At 27.0% G+C, this 23,075-nt stretch carries 25 protein-coding genes and 1 tRNA gene; 10 read left to right on the forward strand and 16 right to left on the reverse strand.

Annotated features, from left to right (window positions below; genetic code table 11):
- Positions 1-12 precede the first annotated feature (12 nt).
- The 6 genes from lon (at position 13) to ACNI3D_RS04345 (ending at position 6,308) form a co-directional block, all read left to right on the forward strand.
- Complete coding sequence (lon, locus tag ACNI3D_RS04320) at positions 13-2,430, forward strand: endopeptidase La (RefSeq protein ID WP_419768373.1); 2,418 nt, start codon at positions 13-15, stop codon at positions 2,428-2,430.
- Positions 2,431-2,434: 4 nt separating this feature from the next.
- Positions 2,435-3,016 carry a hypothetical protein gene (locus tag ACNI3D_RS04325; RefSeq protein ID WP_419768374.1) on the forward strand — a complete coding sequence of 194 codons (582 nt, stop codon included), beginning with the start codon at positions 2,435-2,437 and terminating at the stop codon, positions 3,014-3,016.
- Positions 3,006-3,533, forward strand: a complete 528-nt coding sequence (locus ACNI3D_RS04330) for a rhomboid family intramembrane serine protease (protein WP_419768375.1) — start codon at positions 3,006-3,008, stop codon at positions 3,531-3,533. The genes ACNI3D_RS04325 and ACNI3D_RS04330 overlap by 11 nt, the downstream gene beginning before the upstream one ends.
- Before the next feature lie 266 nt (positions 3,534-3,799).
- Positions 3,800-5,065, forward strand: a complete 1,266-nt coding sequence (locus ACNI3D_RS04335) for a Y-family DNA polymerase (protein WP_419768376.1) — start codon at positions 3,800-3,802, stop codon at positions 5,063-5,065.
- A 65-nt stretch (positions 5,066-5,130) separates the two neighbouring features.
- Complete coding sequence (locus ACNI3D_RS04340; protein ID WP_129100142.1) at positions 5,131-5,532, forward strand: ester cyclase; 402 nt, start codon at positions 5,131-5,133, stop codon at positions 5,530-5,532.
- Positions 5,532-6,308, forward strand: coding sequence for a CorA family divalent cation transporter (locus ACNI3D_RS04345; protein ID WP_419768377.1), 777 nt, complete (start codon positions 5,532-5,534; stop codon positions 6,306-6,308). The genes ACNI3D_RS04340 and ACNI3D_RS04345 overlap by 1 nt, the downstream gene beginning before the upstream one ends.
- 6 nt (positions 6,309-6,314) lie before the next feature.
- On the opposite strand, the gene ACNI3D_RS04350 is transcribed toward ACNI3D_RS04345, so the two are convergent.
- From ACNI3D_RS04350 to ACNI3D_RS04385, 8 genes are all read right to left on the reverse strand, one after another.
- Positions 6,315-7,361 (reverse strand): zinc-binding metallopeptidase family protein, encoded by a 1,047-nt coding sequence (locus tag ACNI3D_RS04350; RefSeq protein WP_419768378.1) that lies wholly within the window; start codon positions 7,359-7,361, stop codon positions 6,315-6,317.
- Between the two features lies 1 nt (position 7,362).
- On the reverse strand, positions 7,363-8,409 hold the full coding sequence (locus ACNI3D_RS04355; protein WP_419768379.1) for a succinylglutamate desuccinylase/aspartoacylase family protein: 1,047 nt from the start codon (positions 8,407-8,409) through the stop codon (positions 7,363-7,365).
- Between the two features lie 5 nt (positions 8,410-8,414).
- A complete protein-coding gene (gene rimK, locus ACNI3D_RS04360) occupies positions 8,415-9,347 on the reverse strand; it encodes a 30S ribosomal protein S6--L-glutamate ligase (RefSeq protein ID WP_129100145.1) in 933 nt (310 codons plus the stop codon).
- Positions 9,348-9,349: 2 nt separating this feature from the next.
- Complete coding sequence (locus ACNI3D_RS04365) at positions 9,350-9,775, reverse strand: ATP-dependent zinc protease family protein (protein WP_419768979.1); 426 nt, start codon at positions 9,773-9,775, stop codon at positions 9,350-9,352.
- 132 nt (positions 9,776-9,907) lie between these two features.
- Positions 9,908-10,519, reverse strand: coding sequence for a TPM domain-containing protein (locus ACNI3D_RS04370; protein ID WP_419768380.1), 612 nt, complete (start codon positions 10,517-10,519; stop codon positions 9,908-9,910).
- Positions 10,519-11,421, reverse strand: coding sequence for a TPM domain-containing protein (locus ACNI3D_RS04375; protein WP_419768381.1), 903 nt, complete (start codon positions 11,419-11,421; stop codon positions 10,519-10,521). The genes ACNI3D_RS04370 and ACNI3D_RS04375 overlap by 1 nt, the downstream gene beginning before the upstream one ends.
- Before the next feature lies 1 nt (position 11,422).
- On the reverse strand, positions 11,423-12,013 hold the full coding sequence (locus ACNI3D_RS04380; RefSeq protein ID WP_419768382.1) for a LemA family protein: 591 nt from the start codon (positions 12,011-12,013) through the stop codon (positions 11,423-11,425).
- A gap of 131 nt (positions 12,014-12,144) precedes the next feature.
- Positions 12,145-12,228: transfer RNA gene (locus ACNI3D_RS04385), tRNA-Leu, on the reverse strand.
- Positions 12,229-12,400: 172 nt separating this feature from the next.
- Here ACNI3D_RS04385 and ACNI3D_RS04390 point away from each other — a divergent pair.
- Positions 12,401-12,838, forward strand: coding sequence for a MarR family winged helix-turn-helix transcriptional regulator (locus tag ACNI3D_RS04390; RefSeq protein ID WP_419768383.1), 438 nt, complete (start codon positions 12,401-12,403; stop codon positions 12,836-12,838).
- Complete coding sequence (locus tag ACNI3D_RS04395; RefSeq protein WP_419768384.1) at positions 12,839-13,552, forward strand: SDR family NAD(P)-dependent oxidoreductase; 714 nt, start codon at positions 12,839-12,841, stop codon at positions 13,550-13,552.
- A gap of 70 nt (positions 13,553-13,622) precedes the next feature.
- On the opposite strand, the gene ACNI3D_RS04400 is transcribed toward ACNI3D_RS04395, so the two are convergent.
- A complete protein-coding gene (locus tag ACNI3D_RS04400) occupies positions 13,623-13,937 on the reverse strand; it encodes a F0F1 ATP synthase subunit C (protein ID WP_129100152.1) in 315 nt (104 codons plus the stop codon).
- 200 nt (positions 13,938-14,137) lie between these two features.
- Positions 14,138-16,195 (reverse strand): bifunctional diguanylate cyclase/phosphodiesterase, encoded by a 2,058-nt coding sequence (locus tag ACNI3D_RS04405; protein WP_419768385.1) that lies wholly within the window; start codon positions 16,193-16,195, stop codon positions 14,138-14,140.
- A 158-nt stretch (positions 16,196-16,353) separates the two neighbouring features.
- On the opposite strand from ACNI3D_RS04405, the gene ACNI3D_RS04410 reads away from it, so the two are divergent.
- Positions 16,354-17,865 carry a hypothetical protein gene (locus ACNI3D_RS04410; protein WP_419768386.1) on the forward strand — a complete coding sequence of 504 codons (1,512 nt, stop codon included), beginning with the start codon at positions 16,354-16,356 and terminating at the stop codon, positions 17,863-17,865.
- Between the two features lie 2 nt (positions 17,866-17,867).
- Here ACNI3D_RS04410 and ACNI3D_RS04415 read toward each other — a convergent pair whose 3' ends face one another.
- Positions 17,868-18,152, reverse strand: coding sequence for a hypothetical protein (locus ACNI3D_RS04415; RefSeq protein WP_419768387.1), 285 nt, complete (start codon positions 18,150-18,152; stop codon positions 17,868-17,870).
- Between the two features lie 90 nt (positions 18,153-18,242).
- Between ACNI3D_RS04415 and ACNI3D_RS04420 the strand changes: the two genes are divergently transcribed.
- Positions 18,243-18,953: an SDR family NAD(P)-dependent oxidoreductase gene (locus ACNI3D_RS04420; protein WP_419768388.1), complete on the forward strand. Its 711-nt coding sequence runs from the start codon at positions 18,243-18,245 to the stop codon at positions 18,951-18,953.
- 84 nt (positions 18,954-19,037) lie between these two features.
- Here ACNI3D_RS04420 and ACNI3D_RS04425 read toward each other — a convergent pair whose 3' ends face one another.
- From ACNI3D_RS04425 to ACNI3D_RS04445, 5 genes are read right to left on the reverse strand one after another with little or no spacing between them, the layout of a single operon-like run.
- On the reverse strand, positions 19,038-20,234 hold the full coding sequence (locus ACNI3D_RS04425; RefSeq protein WP_419768389.1) for an APC family permease: 1,197 nt from the start codon (positions 20,232-20,234) through the stop codon (positions 19,038-19,040).
- Position 20,235: 1 nt separating this feature from the next.
- Positions 20,236-21,123, reverse strand: coding sequence for a DMT family transporter (locus tag ACNI3D_RS04430; protein WP_419768390.1), 888 nt, complete (start codon positions 21,121-21,123; stop codon positions 20,236-20,238).
- Positions 21,124-21,174: 51 nt separating this feature from the next.
- The gene (locus ACNI3D_RS04435; RefSeq protein ID WP_129100158.1) at positions 21,175-21,966 is read right to left on the reverse strand and encodes a helix-turn-helix transcriptional regulator; all 792 of its coding nucleotides are present in this window, start codon (positions 21,964-21,966) and stop codon (positions 21,175-21,177) included.
- Between the two features lie 45 nt (positions 21,967-22,011).
- The gene (locus ACNI3D_RS04440; protein WP_129100159.1) at positions 22,012-22,584 is read right to left on the reverse strand and encodes an SCO family protein; all 573 of its coding nucleotides are present in this window, start codon (positions 22,582-22,584) and stop codon (positions 22,012-22,014) included.
- Entirely contained in the window at positions 22,584-23,075 is a 492-nt protein-coding gene (locus tag ACNI3D_RS04445; protein ID WP_419768391.1) for a hypothetical protein, read from the reverse strand. Before ACNI3D_RS04445 ends, ACNI3D_RS04440 begins: the two co-directional genes overlap by 1 nt.

Consider the following 23,075-nt stretch of genomic DNA (forward strand, 5'->3'; position numbering starts at 1 on the left):
GAGTTAATTTTAATGGATTTAACTAATTATGATGAATTTCCACAGGAATTACCATTAATTATTGAAGATGAGGTATTTTTATACCCATTTATGATTGCACCACTTTTTTTAAACAATAAGACTAATATAAGTGCAGTTGAAAAAGCAATAAATGAAAATAAGCTAGTAATAGTTGCTGTTAGTAAAGATGGGCAAGAGAGCCAAGAAAGAACTGATGGTCAATTTTATGATGTTGGTGTAATAGGTAACATTATGAGAAAAGTATCTTTACCCGATGGTAAAATAAAAGTACTTTTTCAAGGTTTAGCAAAAGGGCGAATTAGTCAATTTAAACTTGATAACCCAGATGTTTGCCAAGTAGAATTAATACAAACAAAACCATATTCACTAGAAAGTGTTACTTCTATTTTAAATATTCTTAGAGAAAATGTAGGAAAATTATCAAAAATCAATACAAAATTTCCAGTTGATTTGATAAAAACAATAGATGAAAATAATGATGCAGTTAGAATTGCAGATTTAATATCTTCTGTTTTAAAGGTGACTAAATCACAAGCTTATAAATTATTTTCTCAAACAGATATTGAAGCTAGATTAGTTTCAATTATAGAAATAATACAAAAAGAGATAGAAAATTTTAAAATTCAAAAAGATATTACTCAAAAAGTAAATTCTAAAATTGAAAAAACACACAAAGATTATTTCTTAAAAGAACAAATAAAAGCAATACAACAAGAACTTGGAACTGGAAATAAAAAAGATGAAGAGGTAAAATCATATTCTAAAAGGCTAAAAAAACTTAAGCCTTTTATGGGGAAAGATGCTTTTAAAGAGACAAAAAAACAAATTGAAAAGCTTTCTCGTATGCATCAAGATTCACCTGATGCTTCACTTTTACAAACATATGTGGAACAAGTTTTAGATATACCATTTGGACAATACTCTGATGAAAAGATATCTGTAGATGCAGTCGAAAAACAATTAAATAAAGATCACTATTCCCTAGAAAAAGCAAAAGAGAGAATCTCTGAATATTTTGCAGTAAAACAACTTTTAGAACAAAGGGGAGTTGAAAATGCCAAATCAAGAGGAACTGTACTTTGTTTTGTTGGACCTCCAGGTGTTGGTAAAACTTCTTTAGCAAACTCTATATCAAAGGCACTAAAAAGACCACTTGTAAGAGTTGCTTTAGGTGGGATGGAAGATGTTAATGAATTAAGAGGTCATAGAAGAACTTATGTTGGAGCGATGCCAGGAAGACTTGTAAAAGGTTTGGTTGATGCTAAAAAAATGAATCCAGTAATGGTTCTTGATGAAATAGATAAATTAGGAGCAAATAACAGAGGTGATCCAACAGCTGTTATGCTTGAAGTTTTAGATCCTGAACAAAATAATGAATTTAGAGATTTATATTTAAATTTTGCAATAGATTTATCACAAGTGATTTTTGTATCAACTGCAAATGATGCTAGAAGAATACCAGCAGCACTTAGAGATAGAATGGAATTTATTGAAATATCTTCATATACTCCAAATGAAAAGTATCATATCGCAAAAGATTATTTGATACCTCAAGAGTTAGAAAAACATGGACTGAAAAAAACTGAAATAAGTATGAGTCAAACAACAATTGAAACAATTATTTCAAAATATACAAGAGAAGCAGGGGTTAGAAATCTTAGACGAGTTTTTTCTAAACTATTTAGAAAAGCTGCAAAGAAAATATTATCAAAAGATGAATCGAAAGTTTTAATCAATACTAAGAATATAAAAGAGTTCTTAGATAATCCTATTTTTGAAATAGACCCAGCAGATAAAAAAAATATGGTTGGTGTTGCTAATGGCTTAGCTTGGACAGCTGTTGGTGGAGATGTATTAAAAATCGAAGCTATAAAACTAAAAGGAAAAGGTAGCTTAGTTGTTACAGGGAATCTAGGTGATGTAATGAAAGAGTCATCAAGAATTTCATATTCAGTTGTAAAAGTTTTAATTGATGAAGGCAAAGTAAAAATTGATCAAAACCTTATTCCTAAGTCTTTAAAAGAAAAAGATGAAAATGTAGTTTTAGAATCAAGTGAAGTTTACAAAAGATATGATATTCACTTACATATTCCTGAAGGTGCAACTCCAAAAGATGGACCAAGTGCTGGTATTACAATGGCTTTAACTATTGCTTCTATTTTAAGTAATAAAGAAATCAAGTCTGATATTTGTATGACTGGAGAGTTAACGCTTACAGGAAAAGTTTTACCTATAGGTGGATTAAAAGAAAAACTGATTGCTGCATTTAAAGCAAAAATGAAAAAAGCTTTAATTCCTAGAAAAAATTATGAAAGAGATTTAGAAGAGATTCCACAAGAAGTTAAAAATGCTTTAGAAATAAAACCAGTAGACAAGATTGAAGATGTACTAAAAGAGGGTTTAATTTAATTTTATGAGCGCAAGCCAAAAAAGAGCAAGTCAAATAGTAAATAACTTTTTTACTTTGGCTTCTATTATTATGATTTCTGTAGTAATAACTCTTTATTCTAAATATGGACCAAAAGTGAAAAAAGAAGTTAGGGTGAACTCTAATTTAGAGTGTCAAAAACAAACTTTCACTTTTGATTCTATCACAAGACCTGAACTCTTAAAAGATGCAAGTTATTTTTTTAAAAATGGTTTGTATGTTTTAAGTGGAGGTTTTACAAAACCTCGATTTGGGAAATTTTATTTAAAAGATAAAATTTCTGTAGATGAAGCAGATAGTTTTTTTAGAAGTTCAATTGCTTTTGCTCAAAGAGAAAATCCAGTAAAATACTTAAAAATAAAATATGAAATCATAGAAAACGATAAAAATGACCCTAGAAAAAAAGATGAAAAAAGTAAATCTTTTGCTGGGACTATATTAAGCTCTTTTAGAATAAATGGAAAAGAAGTCTTTATGATGGAAACAAACTTTTTACATTATGATAAAAATGAGATTAAAAATAGAATAGAATGTACAATAAAGGCTTTTAAACACAATGCAAAATGAAAAACTAATAACTGTCACAAATATAATTATTTTTATAACTGTTGTAATGTACCTAATTCAAATAAATATGAATAATGGTTCTTTATATTTAGGACTAAATATGTTCTTTCTTGAGGGACTTTGGTATCAACCTTTATCTACAATGTTTGCTCATGGTGGAGTAGGTCATATCTTGATGAATATGTTTATACTTTTTCAATTTGGAAATATGATAGAAAAATATAGAGGTGTAAAAGCCTTATTAGTTCTTTATTTCATTGGGGGAATAATAACTTCATTATTAAGTTTTTATTTTATGCAAGCAATTGGTATGAATAATAATTTAGTAGGTGCATCAGGGGCAATTTGTGTGCTTTTAGGTTATATTGCACTAATTGATACTTATCAAAGAAAAGGTATCATTACTTGGATTTTAATTATCTCTGTTGCACCTGTTTTAATAGGTCTTCCAGTAGCTTGGTATGCTCATCTTATTGGTTTGGCTGTTGGTTTTGTTATGGGTAAATTTTTTAAATAAATTAATTTACAAAATAAGTAACTATACTCATAACAGCTATTACGAAAAAAATTCCAATAAAAATCTCTTTTAATTTAATAGTAGGGTTTAAAATCCCACAATAGGGACATTGTCTTAGCTTTGGTTCTATTTGGCTTTTACAGTTTCTACAAGGTTCTATTTTTTATCCTTTAAAATTGAAAATATACAGCAATATTTTTTTAAAGTCAAATATTACATTATGCCATTTTATATCAAATTGTAATAAAATATTGTATAATAGCTTTATGATTATACACCTAGATATCGATTCATTTTTTGTATCTGCCCATAGAACACTAGACAGTACACTATTAGGCAAAGCAGTTGCTGTTGGAGGAAGAAGTAATACCTCAATATTTGATAATAAATCAAATGATAAAAAAGTATTAAGTGAAAGTAATGGTGCTTTTGTAAGTTCGATTTTAACAAAAAATAGTAAGAGTTCTGATGAGTATTACAAAGATCAAAATGGACGAATAAGAGGAATAATTACAACATCTTCATATGAAGCTAGAAGATATGGAGTAAAAACTGCTATGAGTGTAAATGAAGCTTTGATGCTTTGTCCTCACTTGATAATGATTTCCCCTGATTATTCTTTGTATCATGATTTATCCCAAAGACTTAACAAGTATTTATACACAAAAACTCCCCATGTGGAGCAATCTAGTATTGATGAATTTTTTATAGATTTAAGTGGATATATTGAAGATCATGATATTGAGAATTTTGCAAAAGATTTAAAAAATGAAGTTTTTGAAAAGTTTAAATTACCAATATCTATAGGTATTGCAAATACAAAATATATAGCAAAACTTGCGACAAATGGTGCAAAACCAGATGGTATAAAAATAGTCCAACAAGATGAAGTTTATGATTTTATAAAAGATAAAGCAATCTCAGAATTCCCAGGAATAGGAAAAGGTACTGAAAAAAAATTATTAGCACATGGAATTAGAAGACTAGGTCAAATAAGAGATAAAAAAGAGCTTTTTTATTCGTGGAAAAAATCTGGAATACAACTTTATAATAGAGTATTAGGATTAGACAAAGAAAAAACACAAACAAAAACTACTAAAAAATCAATAGGAATAGGGCGAACCTTTGATCCTGTACAAGATAGAGTTGAGATAAATAGAAGGCTTGTTATTTTATGTAGGTATCTTAGTTTTTTAGTATTTAAAGAAAAAGTTACTCCCCAAACATTCTTTTTACAAATAAGTTATGACTATAAAAACAAATCAAAAGATTATATAAATACAAATAGACTTTTCAATGAAACATACTTTAAAAACTCGATTTTAGAACTTTTTAAAACTATAGATATTCATCCAACTCATTATATTGTTCAATTGAATTTATCTGTATCAAATTTTATAGAAAATAAAAATCACAGTTTTAACCTTTTTGAGTATGAAAAGGACAAAAAGAATTTAGAATTAACTAATAAATTAAATAAGTTAAGGGACAAGTATGGAATTGATATAATTAAAAATGCAACAGAACTTTAATATAAATAATCGAAAAAAAAAGAAAAAAAGTAGTATAATTTTTAAAATTTCAATAAAGAGAGAAAATGAACAGAAATAAAGAAATCGTAAAATCTTATTATGAGAACCTTTGGAATAAAAAAGATAAATCATATATTGATAAACTATTTCATGATGATATACTTTTTAGAGGTACATTAGATGTAGAAACACATGGTAAAAAAGAGTTTGAAGAGTACTTTGATATGATTTTGCATGCCCTTCCAAATTTATATCATGGGGTTGAACTTATGATTGCAGAAAACAATTTGGTAAGTGCAAGAGCCATATATAATGGAACGCATTTAGGAAAACTTTTTGATATAGAAGCGACTAATAGAAGAATAAGATATAACGGAGCTTCATTCTTTAGAATAGAAGATGACAAAATAAAAGAAATTTGGGTTTTAGGTGACTTAAATTCATTATATAAACAATTAAGCAAATAATGAAATTAAATACAATAGATGATTTTCACCTAACTGATATTGATAATGAAGCCCACCCTTCAATATTTTTCAAAGATGAAAATTATGATTTATTTATAATTAGAATTCCTAAAATTACAAACAATAGAGTAGTTCCAGTAAGTAAAGCTTTTATAATTACAGATAATTCTTATTTTTATTATGATAGAAAAAATAGAAATTTTGTTGATTTAAAAAATATTGATGGATTTTATGAATTCTTAAATAAAGATATTGATTCAATATTGAACATGGTAAGTAATTACATAAATGAAATAGAAAATATTGAAGATAGCTTTTATGAAAACAAAATAGATAAAAATTTTAATAAAAAATGGTTTTCTTACAAAAATGATTTTATTAAAATGAATAGAGTATTATTTAAATGTGTTGAAGTTATTGGAGTATTGATAAATGATTATAAGAAAGATGACGACTATTTAAAAAGTAACTTTGAAGATATGCAAGAACATTTAAGCAGAGCACATAGAAACTCTGGAATGCTCTTAGAAAAGCTTGATGCTTTGCATAACTCATATATAGTAGAAAATAATGAGCAGATGAATAGAACTGTTTATATTTTGACTTTACTATCAGGAATATTTCTACCATTAAATTTAATTGTTGGATTTTTTGGTATGAATACTACTTCTTTACCTTTTACTCAAGGAATTGGTGGTACTCAATTTGTAATAAATATACTTCTTTTTTCAGCCATTGTATCAATTCTTTTAGTATTTTTTATTAAAAAAAGATAACTGTTTTTAGTTATCTTTTTTCTCAATATAAAGTTTTGATAAAATTAAAACCATTGTATCTATGGATTTTTTAGTAGTAGTTTCCCTTACTGTATGATATCCAATAGTTGGAATTTGAAGAGTTGTACCTTGAATCTCACCATCTGTTGCATCAATTATTCTTCCTAGTTCTGTAACTCCCACTGAACCTTTTGTTCCTGCACTTAACATTTGATTTTCTAAATAAGCATCTTTGTAGTGGTAATTTATATTATTTTCAATAACTATTTTTTTAAGTTTTTCTTCTAAAGGTGATTTGAAAACAGCATTTTCATCTCTATTTCTCAACACAATATCTAAATTTGTAATATGATCTACACTACTGTATGGACTTGTATCTAAAACAAGAAGTTCATCTGTTGTTAAATTAAATCTCCTAAAATATTCAAGTAAAAATCTCCAACTTTTTCCAGCTTCTTCACTTGCTGTAAAAAATGCAGTTCCTTGATATCCAAGGTGATATAGATAAATAATCATAGCAATAGAAATAACATTGTCAAGTTGAGCAGAAACTAAGCCATTCTCATCTATGTTCAGTGTATCCATAAATGCTATAGCAGTTCCGGGTAGAAGATGTTTAAGACCATCAATTTTAAAAATAATATTTTTTCTTCTATCACAAAGAAAGGCATCTTTAATAACTCCCATTCCCAAATAACTTCCAGACCATGGCTCATATGATTGAACTTTATGATCCATAAATCTCATTTCAAAGTTTTTTAAAAGTTTTTCAGAGTTTGAATTCCCTCTTAAGTCAGCTTGATTTTTTGCAATAAAAGCAGCATATTGGAACTCATTATGTCCTGTACAAATCAAACCATGTCTATCTGCATGGGCAGAAATATATCCCTCTTGTGGGTTATTTCCTTTTGCAACTAAAACACCATCATAGTATTCAACATTTAAATCTAATTCTTCAAGCTCTCTTTTCACTCTCATAAAAAAAGGATGTTCTGCTCCCACAACACTTGGTGTTCTAATTAGCTGTTTTAAAATATCGTAAAATTTTTCCATGTTATTCTATTATCTCTTCATTATTTAATTCGTAAAATTCACTTTGTTTTATGGCATCTTCATTGAAGTATTCCATTTTGTTTTCGGCAATATTTAAGTTACCAAATTTTGCTATGTGAAAAACCGCATCACCTTCTTGAGCAAGGGGAATTTGAGATTTCCCTATAATGATTCCATCAAAGGGTGCTAATATTTCAAAACTATTATCATCCAATGGTTCATCAATATAAGCAATAACTTCATTCTCTTTTACAATATCGCCCAAGGCTTTTATTGTTCTTATCATTCCACTTTCACTGGCTCTTATCCATTTACTAATTCTTGAAGTTATTGGAGTCTTACTTCCTTTTCGTATTACTTTGGGAAGCATGGCATTTTCTCTTAAGACGTTAATAATACCTTTTACTCCGATTCTTATACACGTTTCATCAAAACGCAATGCTTCACCTGCTTCATAAAGAAGTATTGGTATACCACTTTCTTCACCTTCAGCTCTTAGTGACCCATCTCTTAATTCAGAGTGTAAGATAACAGGTGCACCAAAAGCACGAGCTAGTTTTAGAGTATATTCGTTATCCATATTTGTTCTTATTTGTGGTAAGTTTGATTTGTGAATAGAGGCTGTATGTAAGTCAATTCCTAAGTCACATTTTGAAACTATCTCTTCAAAAAAGATTTTTGCAATTCTACTGGCAATAGAGCCTTTACCACTTCCTGGAAAACTTCTATTTAAATCTCTTCTATCAGGAAGATATCTAGATAGTGTCATAACTCCATAAACATTTACAATGGGTGCAAAGATTATAGTTCCATGTAGTTTTTTTAAAATATTTAGTTTTCTGATTCTTCTAATAATCTCTATACCATTTAATTCATCCCCATGAATTGCTGCACTAATAAAAACTATCGGTCCTGCTTTTTTACCTCGTATTACTCTTATTGGCAAATTTGTAGGAGTATTATAAAGTTTTGGTAACTCTAAATTTATCTTTACTTCTTTTCCCCTTGGTACAACAATACCACCAATTACCAAATCACTACTTTGCATCTAGTTTAAGCTCCAATATTATCTTTTTTTATTTTTCTTTTTTTAGTACTTTTTTCTGATGCTGGAGTTACACTTTTTTCAATATAATCCATGATTTTACTTGCAATATCTAGATTTGTCGATTTTTCAATTCCTTCTAATCCAGGACTTGAATTTACTTCCATAACAAGTGGTCCTCTAGATGAGGGTATCATATCCACTCCACAAACTCCAAGACCCATAGCTTTGGCAGCTGCTATTGCAGTTGATTTTTCTTTTCTTGTTAGTTTATGTGCTGTAGCACTTCCACCTTGGTGAAGATTTGATCTAAAATCGCCTTCTGCACCTTGTCTTTTCATGGCTCCTACAACTTCCCCATTTACAACTAATACTCTAATATCAGCTCCTCCTGCTTCTTCAATATACTCTTGAACAAGTAAGTTTACATCCATGCCATAAAAGGCATCAAGAACAGACTTTGCAGCTTTTTCGCTATCAACTAAAACTACACCAACACCTTGTGTTCCTTCTAATATTTTCAAAACTAAAGGTGCTCCACCTGATAGTGCTATTACATCTTTTGCACTTGATTTATTTGAAGCAAATACTGTTTTTGGCATATCAACATCATTTTTTGAAAGAACTTGTAAACTTCTTAGTTTATCTCTACTTCTTGTAATTGCTAAATTTCCAGAAGTACTAAATACATCCATCATCTCAAAGTGTCTTACCATTGCTGCACCATAAAAAGTTCTACTTGCTCCAATTCTTGGAATAATTGCATCAGGAGTTGGTAATACTTTACCTAAATAATTTATGATAAGTTCACCTTTCATTATCTCAATAGTACATTTTAAATAATCAATTACTTTAACTTCCCAATTCTTTGCTTGGGCTGCTTCCACTAATCTTCTTGTTGAATACAACTCTTTATTTCTTGATAATATATAAACTCTCATTATTATTTTTCCTCTTTTTTATTACATAAATACTCTTGTGAAACATCAACTAAAAACTTATCTTTTAAAAATCTTCTTCCAATTAACATTGGAAATTTCATATCAGCTCTATTTGTCAGAGAAATGATACTTTTATATTTTTTACCAAAAAATTCTACACTTACTTTTATGGATGGTCTTATTTGAACTGTTCCATTTGAACTTTTTACACGTTTTATTTTATATATAGGTAAAGTTATTCTTTTACCATGATATGAAGCATGCACTTCATCAAGTAAAGTAAAACTTACTTTATTTTCTTCGATTTCAATATCATCACAATGTAAAGCATTTGAATCAGCACCCGTATCTACTTTAGCATCTAAATCAAACAATTCCAAGTCAAGTATTGAGATACTTTCTTTTCTGCCAACTATCTTTTTTTCGATGAAATATCCTTTATAGTTTTAAAAATTATATCATACTTTGGCATTAAATTATTAGGTGAATTTATTTGAAGAATTTTTGATTTAGAATTTTATTGTGAAATATTGAAAATGAAGTAATAGCAACTTTTAAATTTAAAGTTCTATTACTTCATTACTAAGTTCATTTATGTCATTTTCTTTTATTGGAAAATTTTCTATTAAGATTTCACTACAACTTTTTATTGCAGTTTTGTATCCTTCTTCAAATTCTTTATTTTTGACATCTTTTATAAATTGGTTTACTATTTCTTGCCAATATGTATCATCTATTTTTTCTTTTACATTTTTATCTGTAATTATTTCTACATATTTTTCTTCAATTGATACAAAAAACATGATTGTTAGTTTTGTTTGAGTGTCATAAAGTCCTTGATTAATAAACTCTTCTTTGGCCTTTTTTGATGCTTTGTTATACTTATATTTTTTTGGTAAAAGATATAAAAAGTACTGTTTAAAATTATGAAACATAAGTATAAAAAATGCAAAAGTTGATAATTGTATCTCAAAAAACATTATCGTACTTGCATTAAAATATAAACTAATAAGTGAAATCAAAAATGTAAAAACTAAAGAAAATATTAAAATCAATAGATTATAAGAAGATGAAAAGTCTGTAATAACAGCAACAAGTTCTGCTGAACTTTTCTCTTCAAGTTTTTTTATTTGTTTTTCTATAGATTCTTTTTCATCGTTATTTAAATACATTACCATCCTCCACTAGCGCCACCGCCACCAAAACTTCCACCGCCTCCACCGAAGCTGCCACCAAAACTACTAGAACCTGAACTAAAGCCACCACCAAAACCAGTTCCAAAACCAATACTATTATCGTATCTAGAACTATGATTTGAATTACTTGTTGAATTGACTATTTTACTATTTACTCTAAAGATTGTTAATGTAAAAAAGATAAAAGCAATAAGTGAAATGATAAAGCTACCTGTACCAATTGTAATAAAAAGTCCAGCAAACCCACCAAATATCATTGATTGAAAAACTCTTGATGTCTTTTTTAAGTTCATTTTAGCAAATATTGTACCAATAAATGGAGCTAAAAATATTATCATAAAGTATAAAATAAATAGCGGGAATATATTCCCACTACTACTAGTATGTGTTTTTTGTTTATATTCACCTTTTATTGAACTAATAATTGCATTAGTTCCTTCTAAAATCCCTTTATAATAATCACCTTTTTTAAAATATGGTTTGATTTTATATTCGATTATTTCGTGGGATCTAGCATCTGTTAAACTCCCCTCTAATCCATATCCAACTTCGATTCTGATTTTTTTTTCTTTCATTGAAACAATTAATAAAACACCATTATCTTTATCTTTTTGTCCGATTTTCCAATATCTTCCTATTTGATAACCATAATCTTCTATTTGATTACCATCAAGAGATTTTAATGTCAAAATAACTATTTGATTTGAAGTCTTTTTTTCTTGGGTATTTAATATATTTGTTAAAGTCTCTTTTTGATTTGAAGTTAAGATTCCTGCATTGTCAACTACTCTTCCTGTAAGTTTAGGAAAAGCAATATCTGCTACAAGTAGGCTTTGTAAAAGTAAGATACTAAAAAGTATAAAAACTATTTTTTTCATTTTAGAAGTTTACTTTTGGTGTTTCTTGTTCTTTTTGAGTAGCTGTAAAATTCTCTTTTACTTTAGCTTCAGGATAAAGAATTGCTGCAATAATTTTTCCAGGGAAAGTTCTTAATTCCATATTATATTTTTTTACACTTTCTATGTAATCTCTTCTTGCAACTGATATTCTATTTTCAGTTCCTTCAAGTTGAGATTGTAGTGCTAAAAAGTTTTTATCAGCTTTTAAATTTGGGTATTTTTCAACAACAACCATAAGTCTAGAAAGCGCAGAACTTAACGCCCCTTGTGCTTGTTGGAATTGTTGAACCAATTTAGGGTTTGATAACATCTCAGGAGTCAAAGATATTTTTCCTACATTTGCTCTTGCTTGAGTAACTTCAGTTAGAGTAGATTTTTCATGATCTGCATAACCTTTTACTGTTGATACTAAGTTAGGAATTAAATCTGCTCTTCTTTTATATTGATTTTGAAGTTGTGAAAAAGATGCTTTTACATTTTCATCTAAGGTTGGGACATTATTAACATTTGCAAATAAAATTCCAACAAATGCCAAAATAACAACACCTATAACTATTAAAAACGCTTTCATATTAAACCTTTATTTTAAAGTATTAGTATGGTATTGAAATTTTAATTAACAAGCAATGAAAAGAGTTTTTATTTTATTAATTAAAGTGTAAGAATAAGTTATACAATAAAAATAATTGTACATAAGTTTTTTGGTGCAGATGATGAGATTTGAACTCACACGACTCTCGCCACGAGCCCCTCAAGCCCGCGTGTCTACCATTCCACCACATCTGCATTTAAAATATCTAAATCTTTAATATATGATTATTTATTTTAAGTGCGGAATTATAGCAATAAAACCTTATAGATTTAATTAAAAAGAAATTTTTATGAAACTACTTGTTAAAACAATATTTGTCTTGACAAGTAATTTCAAAAAATGTATAGTAATGCATAAGGAGTGTATATGAATTTTGATATGAATAATTCCTTGGGTTTTGTTTTAAATAGAACTGCATTAGCTATGAAAACAGGGTTTAATAAGCAAATAAAAGAGTTTGATATCTCTCCTGAACAGTGGTCCTTGATTTTTAGGATTGTTGAAAATAATGGATTGACCCAAAAAGAATTGGCAAGTAGTACATATAAAGACCAAGCTAATATTACAAGAAGTCTTGACAGGCTTGAAAAAAAAGGCTTTTTGACTCGATTAGTAAATAGTAAGGATAGAAGAATTATAAATATTTTTTCAACATCAAAAGCAAAAGAGTTGGTTGAAATAATAGTTCCCATATCTAAACAATATAATCAACTGCTTTCAGCAGGTTTGAGCCAAGAAGAATATGAAAGTTTAATTGGCTTATTAAATAAAGTTTATACAAATATTGAAGAAGAAGGAGACTAGATGAATTTAGAGAATAAAACTGTATTTATTACAGGTGCAAATGGTGGTTTAGGTAGTGCATTTGTAAAAGAATTTTTAAATTATAATGTTAAAAAAATATATTGTAGTGCAAGAGATATAAGTAAATTGGATTCTATAAAAAAATTATCTAATAAAATAGAATTAATAGAATTAGATATTACTAATAAAGAACAATTTAAAAGTTTAGCATTAACTATTGGGGAAATAGATATTTTAATAAACAATGCAGGTGCAAATAGTGCTAAAAGATTGTTTGATAATGAAACTTTAGATTTTGATGTAAATTTATTTGGTACTTTGAATAGTTGTAGAATTTTATCAGAAAATATAAATAATGGTGGGATTATTATTAATATATCCTCTGTATTGGCACTAATAAATCTTCCTATTATGGCTTTATATTGTGCTTCAAAAAGTGCTTTACACTCTATAACACAAGCTTTAAGAGCAGAGTTGAAAACAAAAGATATATCAGTATATGAAGTATTACCAGGTCCTATTGATACAACTATGTCAAAAGATTTACAAATGCCAAAGACTTCCCCTAATGATATTGTAAAGGCGACTATAAATGGTCTAAATAGTGACGAATATGAAATATATCCTGATTCGTTTGCAAAAGTTATAAGACAAAGATTAGAAGAAGATAGAATAAATTTAGAAAATGAATTTGCTCAATCTATAAATTATTAGAAATAAAAAAAGGGTCAAGAGAAAAACTCTTGACCCTTTTTAGATTTTATTAAATCTGTAGATTTAAATATTAACCTAGGAATGGATTTGCATATAATGCAATCATTGCAACAACAAGTGCATAAATAACTTGTGCTTCGATCATCGCTAAAGCAATGAACATTGTTGTCATTAATTTTCCACCTAAACCTGGGTTTCTAGCAGTACCAGCAATAGTTGCAGCAGCAGTATTACCCATACCAATAGCACCACCAAGTGCAGCAAGACCTAAACCAATACCAGCAGCTACTACAGAGTAAGCTTTTAGTGTTTCATTTGCAACTTCACCGTCAGCAGCGAAAGCAGCACCAGCGATAGCTAGCATTAAAAGAACGATTTTTTTCATTCTATATCCTTATAATATATTTTGTTTACAAAGTCTGTTCGGATAGCGTAACCAATCTATAAATAGACTAGCAATACTTACATAAATGCAAATATTTCCCTACTTGTCACTTTGTTGGGGTGTATTGTACACTCTCTTAGGTTAAATTTTCTTTATAATGAGTTTTAAAATAATTAAATTATTACATTATGTAACAAAGTTTAAATTAAATGTTCAGGCTCATGCAAAAAATAGCCTTGTGCACAATCAATATCCAATGATTTTATTGTTTCAAATACTTCTTGTGAATCAACAAATTCTGCAACAACTTCTAATCCTAATTGTTTAGCAAAGTTTACAATAGTAGAAACAGTAATAAAAATATTTTTATCTTTATGTATATTTCTAATCAAAGAACCATCTATTTTTAAAATATCTACATTAAGTTTAATAATATATTCAAAGTTTGAATATCCTGTTCCAAAATCATCAATTGCAATTCTAACACCTAAGCTTTTCATCTTTTTTATAAAAGCTGTAACTTTTTCAAATTCATTTATCTGTTCAGATTCAACTATTTCTAATATAATTCTTTTATTTGTTTTAGTTTCAAGTAATACATTAGTAAGATACTCTACTGTTTCTTCATTTGTAATATCTTGTATTGTAAGATTAATAGAAAAAGAGTTTTCCTTGTCTTTAAAATAATCACAAGCTAGTCTTATCATTTTTCTTGTCATATCGTGATAAAGTCTTGCTTTTTTTGCATGCTCTAAGAAGAAGAAAGGAGATAGTATCTTATCATCTACTTCAAGTCTCATTAGCACTTCATATTTTATTTTACCGGTTATATTATGTATGATCTTTTGGCCATAAATTAAAAGATTATCATTTTTTAAGGCATATTTTATTTTATTTGTTAATTCTACTCTTTTTTTCAAAGTATCTTTATTTTTATTTTCTAGATTCATTACAAGAGTTTTGTTCTTATCTTTTGCTTCTTGCAGAGCCATTTCTGCTTCAACTAATAACCATTCTCTTCCAGTTGAAATACCAATAGTAAAGGATAAGTTTAATTCTTGATCTTTATATGTAATAGGATTTATTTTTACTTTATCTAAGAAATCTAGGCATAAGTTTTTTAAAGACTCTGTTGAGTAGTTTCCAGAAGCCAATATCCCAAAAATATCTCCACTAATTCTGTAAACATTAATATTGTAATCATTAAAAACTGATAATACATTTGAAAGTTCTTTTAGTATAAAATCTCCAACATCTATCCCATATACATCATTTATATCTCTAAAATGATTGATATTAATCATGGCTAGTTTAGGAAATAAAAGAATTTTAGAATCTTCTACAAGCTTTTGTCTATTTGGTAAACCTGTTAGATTATCAGTAAATTGTTTTGTGATTATTTCATCTTTTTCAAATAATGAAGTAACATCATTTCTAATGCCAATATATTCTTTTATTTCATTATTTGAATCTAAAATAGGAATAATTGTTGAGTTAACATAATAGATACTTCCATCTTTTTTCTTATTTGATATAATGCCTTTGTAAATATTTTTGCTTTCTAATATTTCCCACAAATTTTTAAAAAATTCTTTTGGAGTTTCAGGATTTCTAATTATGTTATGATTTTTACCTATTAACTCCTCTCGTGAATATCCAGAAATATAACAGAATTTATCATTTACATAAGTGATTATTCCCTTTGTATTTGTTTTTGAAACAATTGAACTCTCATCTAAGGCTTTTTTATATTCTTCTAAAAGCATTAGGGCTTCAGCTAAATCAGAATCTTTTATATCATTTAAAACATGATTTAAACTCTCAATTTGGCTATATTTTTCTTTTAATTCTTTGTTTTTATTCTCAATTGTTTTTTCTTTTTCTTTTTCTTTTGATATATCTCTCCATCCAGCAATAAAAATAATTTCATCATTTAAAGTAGATTTTTTCAGTGTCACTTCAACCCAAAACTCTTTATTATTTGAATCCGTATGCAACCATTCAAATCTTGAAAATCCATTATTAGAACATTCTTGGATGAGTAATTTTTCTTTTTCTGTTGATAATCTTCCATCAGGTTGATACTTTGGAGAAATTTGTGAAGGGTGAATATTGAATAGTTCGTCTTTATTTTTCATTTTAAGTATATCAATAGCAGCTTGATTGCAATCAATAAATTTATTGCCTTTTAAAAATAAAATGGGGTCTATAGAATTTTTAAAGATAATTTCATAATAATCTATATTTTTTAGATTCAATTCAAATTCCTATTTTTATATTAAAGTAATATAACAAAATAAATATAATAATATATTAAAGTGAAAAATAATAGTAATAATCAGTTCTGAAATTTAATTTGATTATAGTTTAAACATAGTAGTGTATAATTTAATAAATAAAATATTAAGGCTTCATAATGAAAAAACTTTTTTTTGGATTAACATTTTTAATTATTATTGTTCTTGTAGGAGCTTATGCTTTATTATTTACAACAACTGGTAATGGGATAGTCTCTTCATTAATAGAAAATAAAGTAAATGAACAAAAAGATTTAAATTTTAAAATAAATAAGTTTGTATTAACTACAAAAAATATTGAGTTCGATGCCTCATTAGATAAAAACTCAAATATAAAAATCATCGGTGATTTATTAATATTCTCAAAATCTGTTGATATCAAGTATGATATAAATATTTTGGACTTATCAAAGTTAGAAAAATACACAAAACAAAAATTAAATGGCAATTTCAGTACAAGTGGAACACTTAAAGGTGATAGTTCTTTAGCTACACTTGAAGGTATTAGTGATATTTTTAAAAGTAGTACGGATTATAAAGTACAATTAATAAATTTTGAACCTTCTAATATCTTATTTAATGTAAAAAATGCAAAAATAGATGAGATATTACATCTAATAAATAAACCTAAATACGCTATGGGAAACATAACAATTAATGGTGATATAAAAAATGCAAAATTAGATAAATTAAATGGAAATATAGATACAAAAATCGTAAATGGACTTGTAACAAATAGTTTAGTTAATAAAGATTTTAATACAAAATTAGTAGATAGGTTAACTTTTCGTGGAGATGTGCAAACAGATTTAGAACCAAATAAAGCTTTATCTAAAATTGATTTTTATTCAACAATGGCAAATCTTTTTGTAAAAAAAGCAGATGTTGATTTAAAAGATATGGTTATAAAAAGTGATTACTTTTTAAATATTGATGATCTTTCAAAGCTTTTTGATGTTACACAAACTAAGATAAGAGGGAAAATTGATGTTGCAGGTGATATCAAAAAAGACAAAGATTTACTTGTAAATGGTTATTCTGAATTATTAGACGGTAAATTAAGATTCAAACTATTAAATGATGACTTTTCAGCTAATATTGATGATATTGAAATTCTAAAAGTACTACACATGCTTTATTATCCAGAAATTTTTACCTCAAAATCAAAATTGAAATTGGATTATAATCTTGCAAAACAAGTAGGTGATTTAAAAGGTGATTTATTAAATGGGCAATTTAAGAAAAATGAATATTCGACTATAATAAATAGTTTCGCAAAATTTGATCTTACCAAAGAAGTTTATGAAAATATATCATTAGCTAGTAATATAAATAAAAATATAATCAAGTCTACGATTAATATGAAAAGTAACTTAACAACAATTAATGTTGATCCTTCTGTAATTGATACAAAAACAAAAGTAATAGATGCTTTGGTACAAACACAAATAAAAGGAATAACTTTTGATACAAAGATATCTGGAGATATATCAAATCCAAAAGTTAAAGTTGATACTAAAAAGCTTTTAGAAAGTGGCATAAAAGAAAAAGCCAAAGAGAAAATAGAAAAAACAATAGAAAAAAAGCTTGGAGATAAAGCAGGAAATTTATTAAAAAGTCTTTTTAAATAGATTTAATTTGACAAAATTAAATCTATTATCTCATTACTATCTTTTGAATTAGATAGTGCAATCTGTACTATAGTTTGTTCTTTGTTTAATATTTTAATATTATTATCAGTTAGTTTCTTTATAATATTTTTCGTATCAATTTTAAATACTTCTGATAAATCTATAAGAGAAGTGTTGATAATCTTTGAATAGAGTTTTTCATCTATCTTTGTATCTTTATTTAAATAAGATGAAGAAGCAAGAGTAATAATTGTAAAAATTGTTAATAGTAAAAATTTTATTTTCATGTAATATCCTATGTATAATTGAATTATATAGGCTAATATTTAATGAATAGTGTTGAAAAGTTAATAAATAGTTAATTGAAAAGGAAAAAAATGGAACAATTAAAAAAAGTATTAATAACAGGTGGAAATAAAGGAATAGGGCTAGCAGTTGTAAAAAGATTCATTGAACTTGATTATGAAGTTGTAGTAGTAGCAAGGGATTTTTCAAATTTTGAATTTAAAGATAATAAAAAAGTTAGATGCATAGAGTATGATTTATCAAATATGGCTGGGCTAAAAGATTTAGCAAAAGAAGTAGGAGAAATCGATACATTGATTAATAATGCTGGATATATGCAACCAAAATACTCTTATGATAACTATCCTCTTGAAGCAAAAGAGCATATTATGAATGTGGATTTGTATGCTCCTGTTGAACTTATAACACTATTTAGTGAAGATATGAAAAAAAGAAATTATGGAAGAATAGTAAACACAGCATCAATAGCTGGACAAATTGGACATCCTGATATTTGGTATGGGATTGCAAAAGCAGGGCTTATAAATGCAACTAAAATTTTTGCAAAACTTTTAGGTGGACACAATATTACAGTAAACTGTATATCTCCAAGTCCTGTTGAAACAGATATGCAAAAAGATAACTCAGAAGAGAGAAAAGCAGAATTTAAAAAAGCAGTTCCTTGTGGAAGATTTGCAGAGCCAGAGGAAGCAGCTGAAGTTATCGTTTGGTTAGCTACAGCTTGTCCTGAGTATGTAAATGGAAGTACAGTTGACTTTAATAATGGGTCATATGTAAGATAAAAAAGTCTTTTGACTTTTTTATTGGTTGGTTTTTTATAAATTCTAAATACATTATTTCAATCTTTTTTTCTCAAAAATTTTTTACTACTTCTTAAAATAAGTAAAAATAAAAAGTCCTAATATTGTAATTAATATAAAAATATTAGAAAATAAAAGAATTATGAAGAATAATAAAGTTAATAAAATAGAGCTAGTTTTTAAGAAACCTTTTTCAAAAATTATCATTGCTGTTATTAATCCAATTATTGCATTTGATATAAAAAATCCGTCTGCAAATGCTACAAGATTATCCAAACTTATGTATTTAAAATATACTAAAAATAAGATAGATATGATAATTAAAGATAAAAAATTTAAAGCCCCAATTGGTGTTCCATTTTGCATATGTTTACTTGTGCAAGATAAAAATTTAAGTGATGAAATAAGTCTTGCTGTACCACCAATAAAAAGTATTAATGTTCCAACACAGAGTATCATAGAAACAGTAGCCAATATTATATCTGAATAGCTTCCAAAAATTGGTTCAATAATCCAAACCAACTTAAAGTCAGTATCTTTTGGAAAATCACCAAAACATATAGAAATAGTTGTAAGTATATATACACTTGAAACAATTATTGCTGATAACTTAACTGCATTTGTAAGCATTTTTGTTTCTTTAACTTCTTGTGAATAGTTTCCAATAACTTCCCATCCAACTATTGCCCAAAAAACAAGTATAAGTGAATATCCGAACTCTTTAAATGATATAGTAGGTATAAAGAATATAAATTTATCTATGCCTAAAAGTATATTTATACTTGATATAAAAAATATAAATGTAATAATTGAACTAACTGTTAACATTAATTTTCCAAGAAAGTCTATTTTAGTAAGTAGTAATATATAAGTTAAAATATAAATATAAAATCCTAAAAGTTCTAAAGGAGTATTGGGAAAATATGCTTGAATAAATTGACCAGCAATCAATAAAACTGCGACAGACCCAAAAAATACAGCACATATAAGATAAAAAGAAGTTAGAAGTTGATACTTTTTACCTATGGTTTCTTTTGTTGCAAGACTTACCCCTCCATCACCTGGATAAAGAATAGCAAGTCTTCCAAAGATAAGTGCAAATATAAATCCAAGACTCAAAATAATAAGCCATATAATTAAAGAAAAATTTCCAACCATATTATATAAAAGAGGGGGAAGCAGTATAAGTCCAGAGCCTAAAATTGGACCAATAATAAGTCCTGATAAAGTAAAGGTATTTAATTTTTTATTTTCTATATGCACATTACTTTCTTTTAAATTTAATATTATTTAATATTTTTACTGCTAGTAAAGTAAGAGTTGTACCAATTATGATTGACAGACTTATTTTTTCATCTAAAAATATAACACTTAAAACAATAGCAAATAGTGGAACTAGGAAAATAAATGAACTAACTTCATTTGTTCCTAATTTTTCTATTCCTACAAAATAAATAGTTGTAGCAAAAGTTGTAGAGATAATTGAAATAGATAGAATATTTAACCAAAAAATCCAATCAAAAGCTTTATAATCAATATTTGGTAAATCAACAAAAAATATCATAACCAAAATGGTTGAAATAACATACATGTAAAATGTAAATACCATAGGTGAGATTTTTGTAGCCTTTGAACTTACAATTGTCAGTATTGGCCAAAGAATTGAAGCTAATACAAAATAAATATTTTTTTGTGAAAATATTTGTTCATGTGAAAAAGACCAAATATTAAGCATAGTTAGAACTCCAAGAGCTCCAAGAACTAAGGCAAAAATATCTTTTTTTTCTATTTTTCTTCCAAAAAACATTGCCATAATTAAAAAAGTATTTATTGGAATCATAGTAGTTACTAAAGCTCCACCAAGGCTTGCTGTTCCAAATTTTGTCCCTAAAAAATAGCATTTCATATAAGCTATCATTACAATTGAAGCTATAACAACTAAAATAAAACTTTTTAGATTTATATGAAAACTTTTCTTTGAATATAACAATACGGGAAGAAGTGTAATAATTGTAAATACATTTCTAAAAAACACTAATTCATATTCATTAATATAAGCACTTAAAACTTTTGCACTAACCCAAGATGCTCCCCATCCTGCCATGGCTAGGAACATTAGAGCATAAAAAATATTTTTACTTTTGTCTGTCATATCTCATCTTTTTTATTTGATAAGTAAATTGTATATAAATAAACTAAAAATTTATAGAATAAAATTGCTATTTTTTTGTAAATAAGAAGGTGTATATCCAAAATATTTTTTAAAATTACGAGTAAAATGGGATTGGTCATTGAATCCCACTTGAATACTTGCTTCACAAATGGATAAACCATTTTGAATTAGAGAGTTTGCTCGATTAAGTCTTTCATTTACAATAAAAGCATGGGGTGTAAGTCCAATATCTTTTTTAAACAATCTTAGAAAATGGAATTTACTAAGATTAACATTTTTTGCAAGTATATCAAGGGTAAAGTTTGTATCTATTGAATCATTTATAAATTCATAGGTCTGTTTTATAATTTTTTTATCTTCAAAAATTTTTTTATAATCTTTTGTATATAAAGTTGAATCTAAAATTAAACTAGATAGCGCTTCTATTAAATAAGCTTCAATCAATAATTCATCTTCTTTTTTAAAATATGCATCAAAGAAGTTGTGGACTTTTAGGAATAATATTTTGTTATCAACTATATGTCTTTGAAAATAGGGTATTTTCTTTTCATAAAATATTTGTTCATAAATATTTGAAATAATTTCTACCGTTGGATAAAAATTTGCGTGAGACCACTCTTTAGCTTTTCCACCATGAACTTCACCTGGATTATTTATTCTTATTGAATATTCATATGAATAATAACTTTGGTGTACATTAAAAGTTTTAATAAATCCTTTATAGGTTATTCCAATAGTGTATGTATCATGGTAATGTTTTGTAAAGTCTTCATTGGAATGGCTTACATTTTCAAATAGAATATTATTTAATATTTTTGACATGGCAAAATTATATCTAAAATAAAAAAGAAATATAGAAGAAAATTGCTATTTTACTATTTCTTCTAATGTTTCTTTTATTTTAGCTGGGTCTGAAAAATGGTCAACTTTTGCTCTAAACTTACCATCTTTATCAAAGATATAGATAAAAGAAGTATGTGAAACTGAATAACCCATTGCTGAATCTTTTAAATTTATTTTTTTATAGTATGTTTTATATCTAGATGTAATATCATCAATATTTTTTTTTGTTGAAGTTGCACCTATAAAATTTGGATGAAAATAATGTGCATACTCTTTTAGATTTTTAAGGGTATCTCTGTCTGGGTCTACACTTATAAATAATCCCACAAAGTCTTTAGCTTTTTCTTTTGGTAGTCTGTTTATTGCTTGTGCTAGCGAACTTAATGAAGTAGGGCAAACATCAGGACAAAATGTATATCCAAAATAAATAGCTAGATACTTACCTTTGAAGCTATCTTTTGTAATTTCTCCATCAATTGTATTTACTTTGAAAGCATATTGTTTATGCTCTTTATAATCTCGTACATAAGGTCTAGCTATTATAATTATCACAATTGCAATTGTTATTGCAATGAAAATTTTAAAAATCTTACTCATTATTTACCTGTTTTAAATTGGAATCTAGCTCCAATAGTTTTATTTATTTTTTCTACTCTTATATCTGCATTCCATATCATATTACCAACTGGACATGTAGGAAGAGTACCTATTGCTTCATAGTTTCCATTTCCTAGATTTTTAATTGGTAAATTAAAATCACCCATGAACATATTTGTTGCATATATATTTAAATGTAAACCTTTTAACTCTTTATTGTTACTTTTGATTTCAAATTTAAGGGCTTGCATAAGTGGAATTGATTTTGGATTTATGCTTAATTCAAAAGTTGTACCATCTTGAATTTTTACAATACAAGAATTTTGGTGTAAGTCACAGTTTGAATCTTGTGTTACAAATTTTGCTTCACCTTTAAAAGATTGATAAAGTGAAGAAAAGTCTATTAAAAAATATCCTGCAACAATAAAAAGTACAATTGCTACTTGTAGTATTGCACTTTTTAAATTGTTAGTTTTTTTTTCTTGTGGCAT

Source organism: Arcobacter siniprincipis (SeqCode), assembly GCF_048571125.1.
GTDB lineage: Bacteria > Campylobacterota > Campylobacteria > Campylobacterales > Arcobacteraceae > Arcobacter > Arcobacter siniprincipis.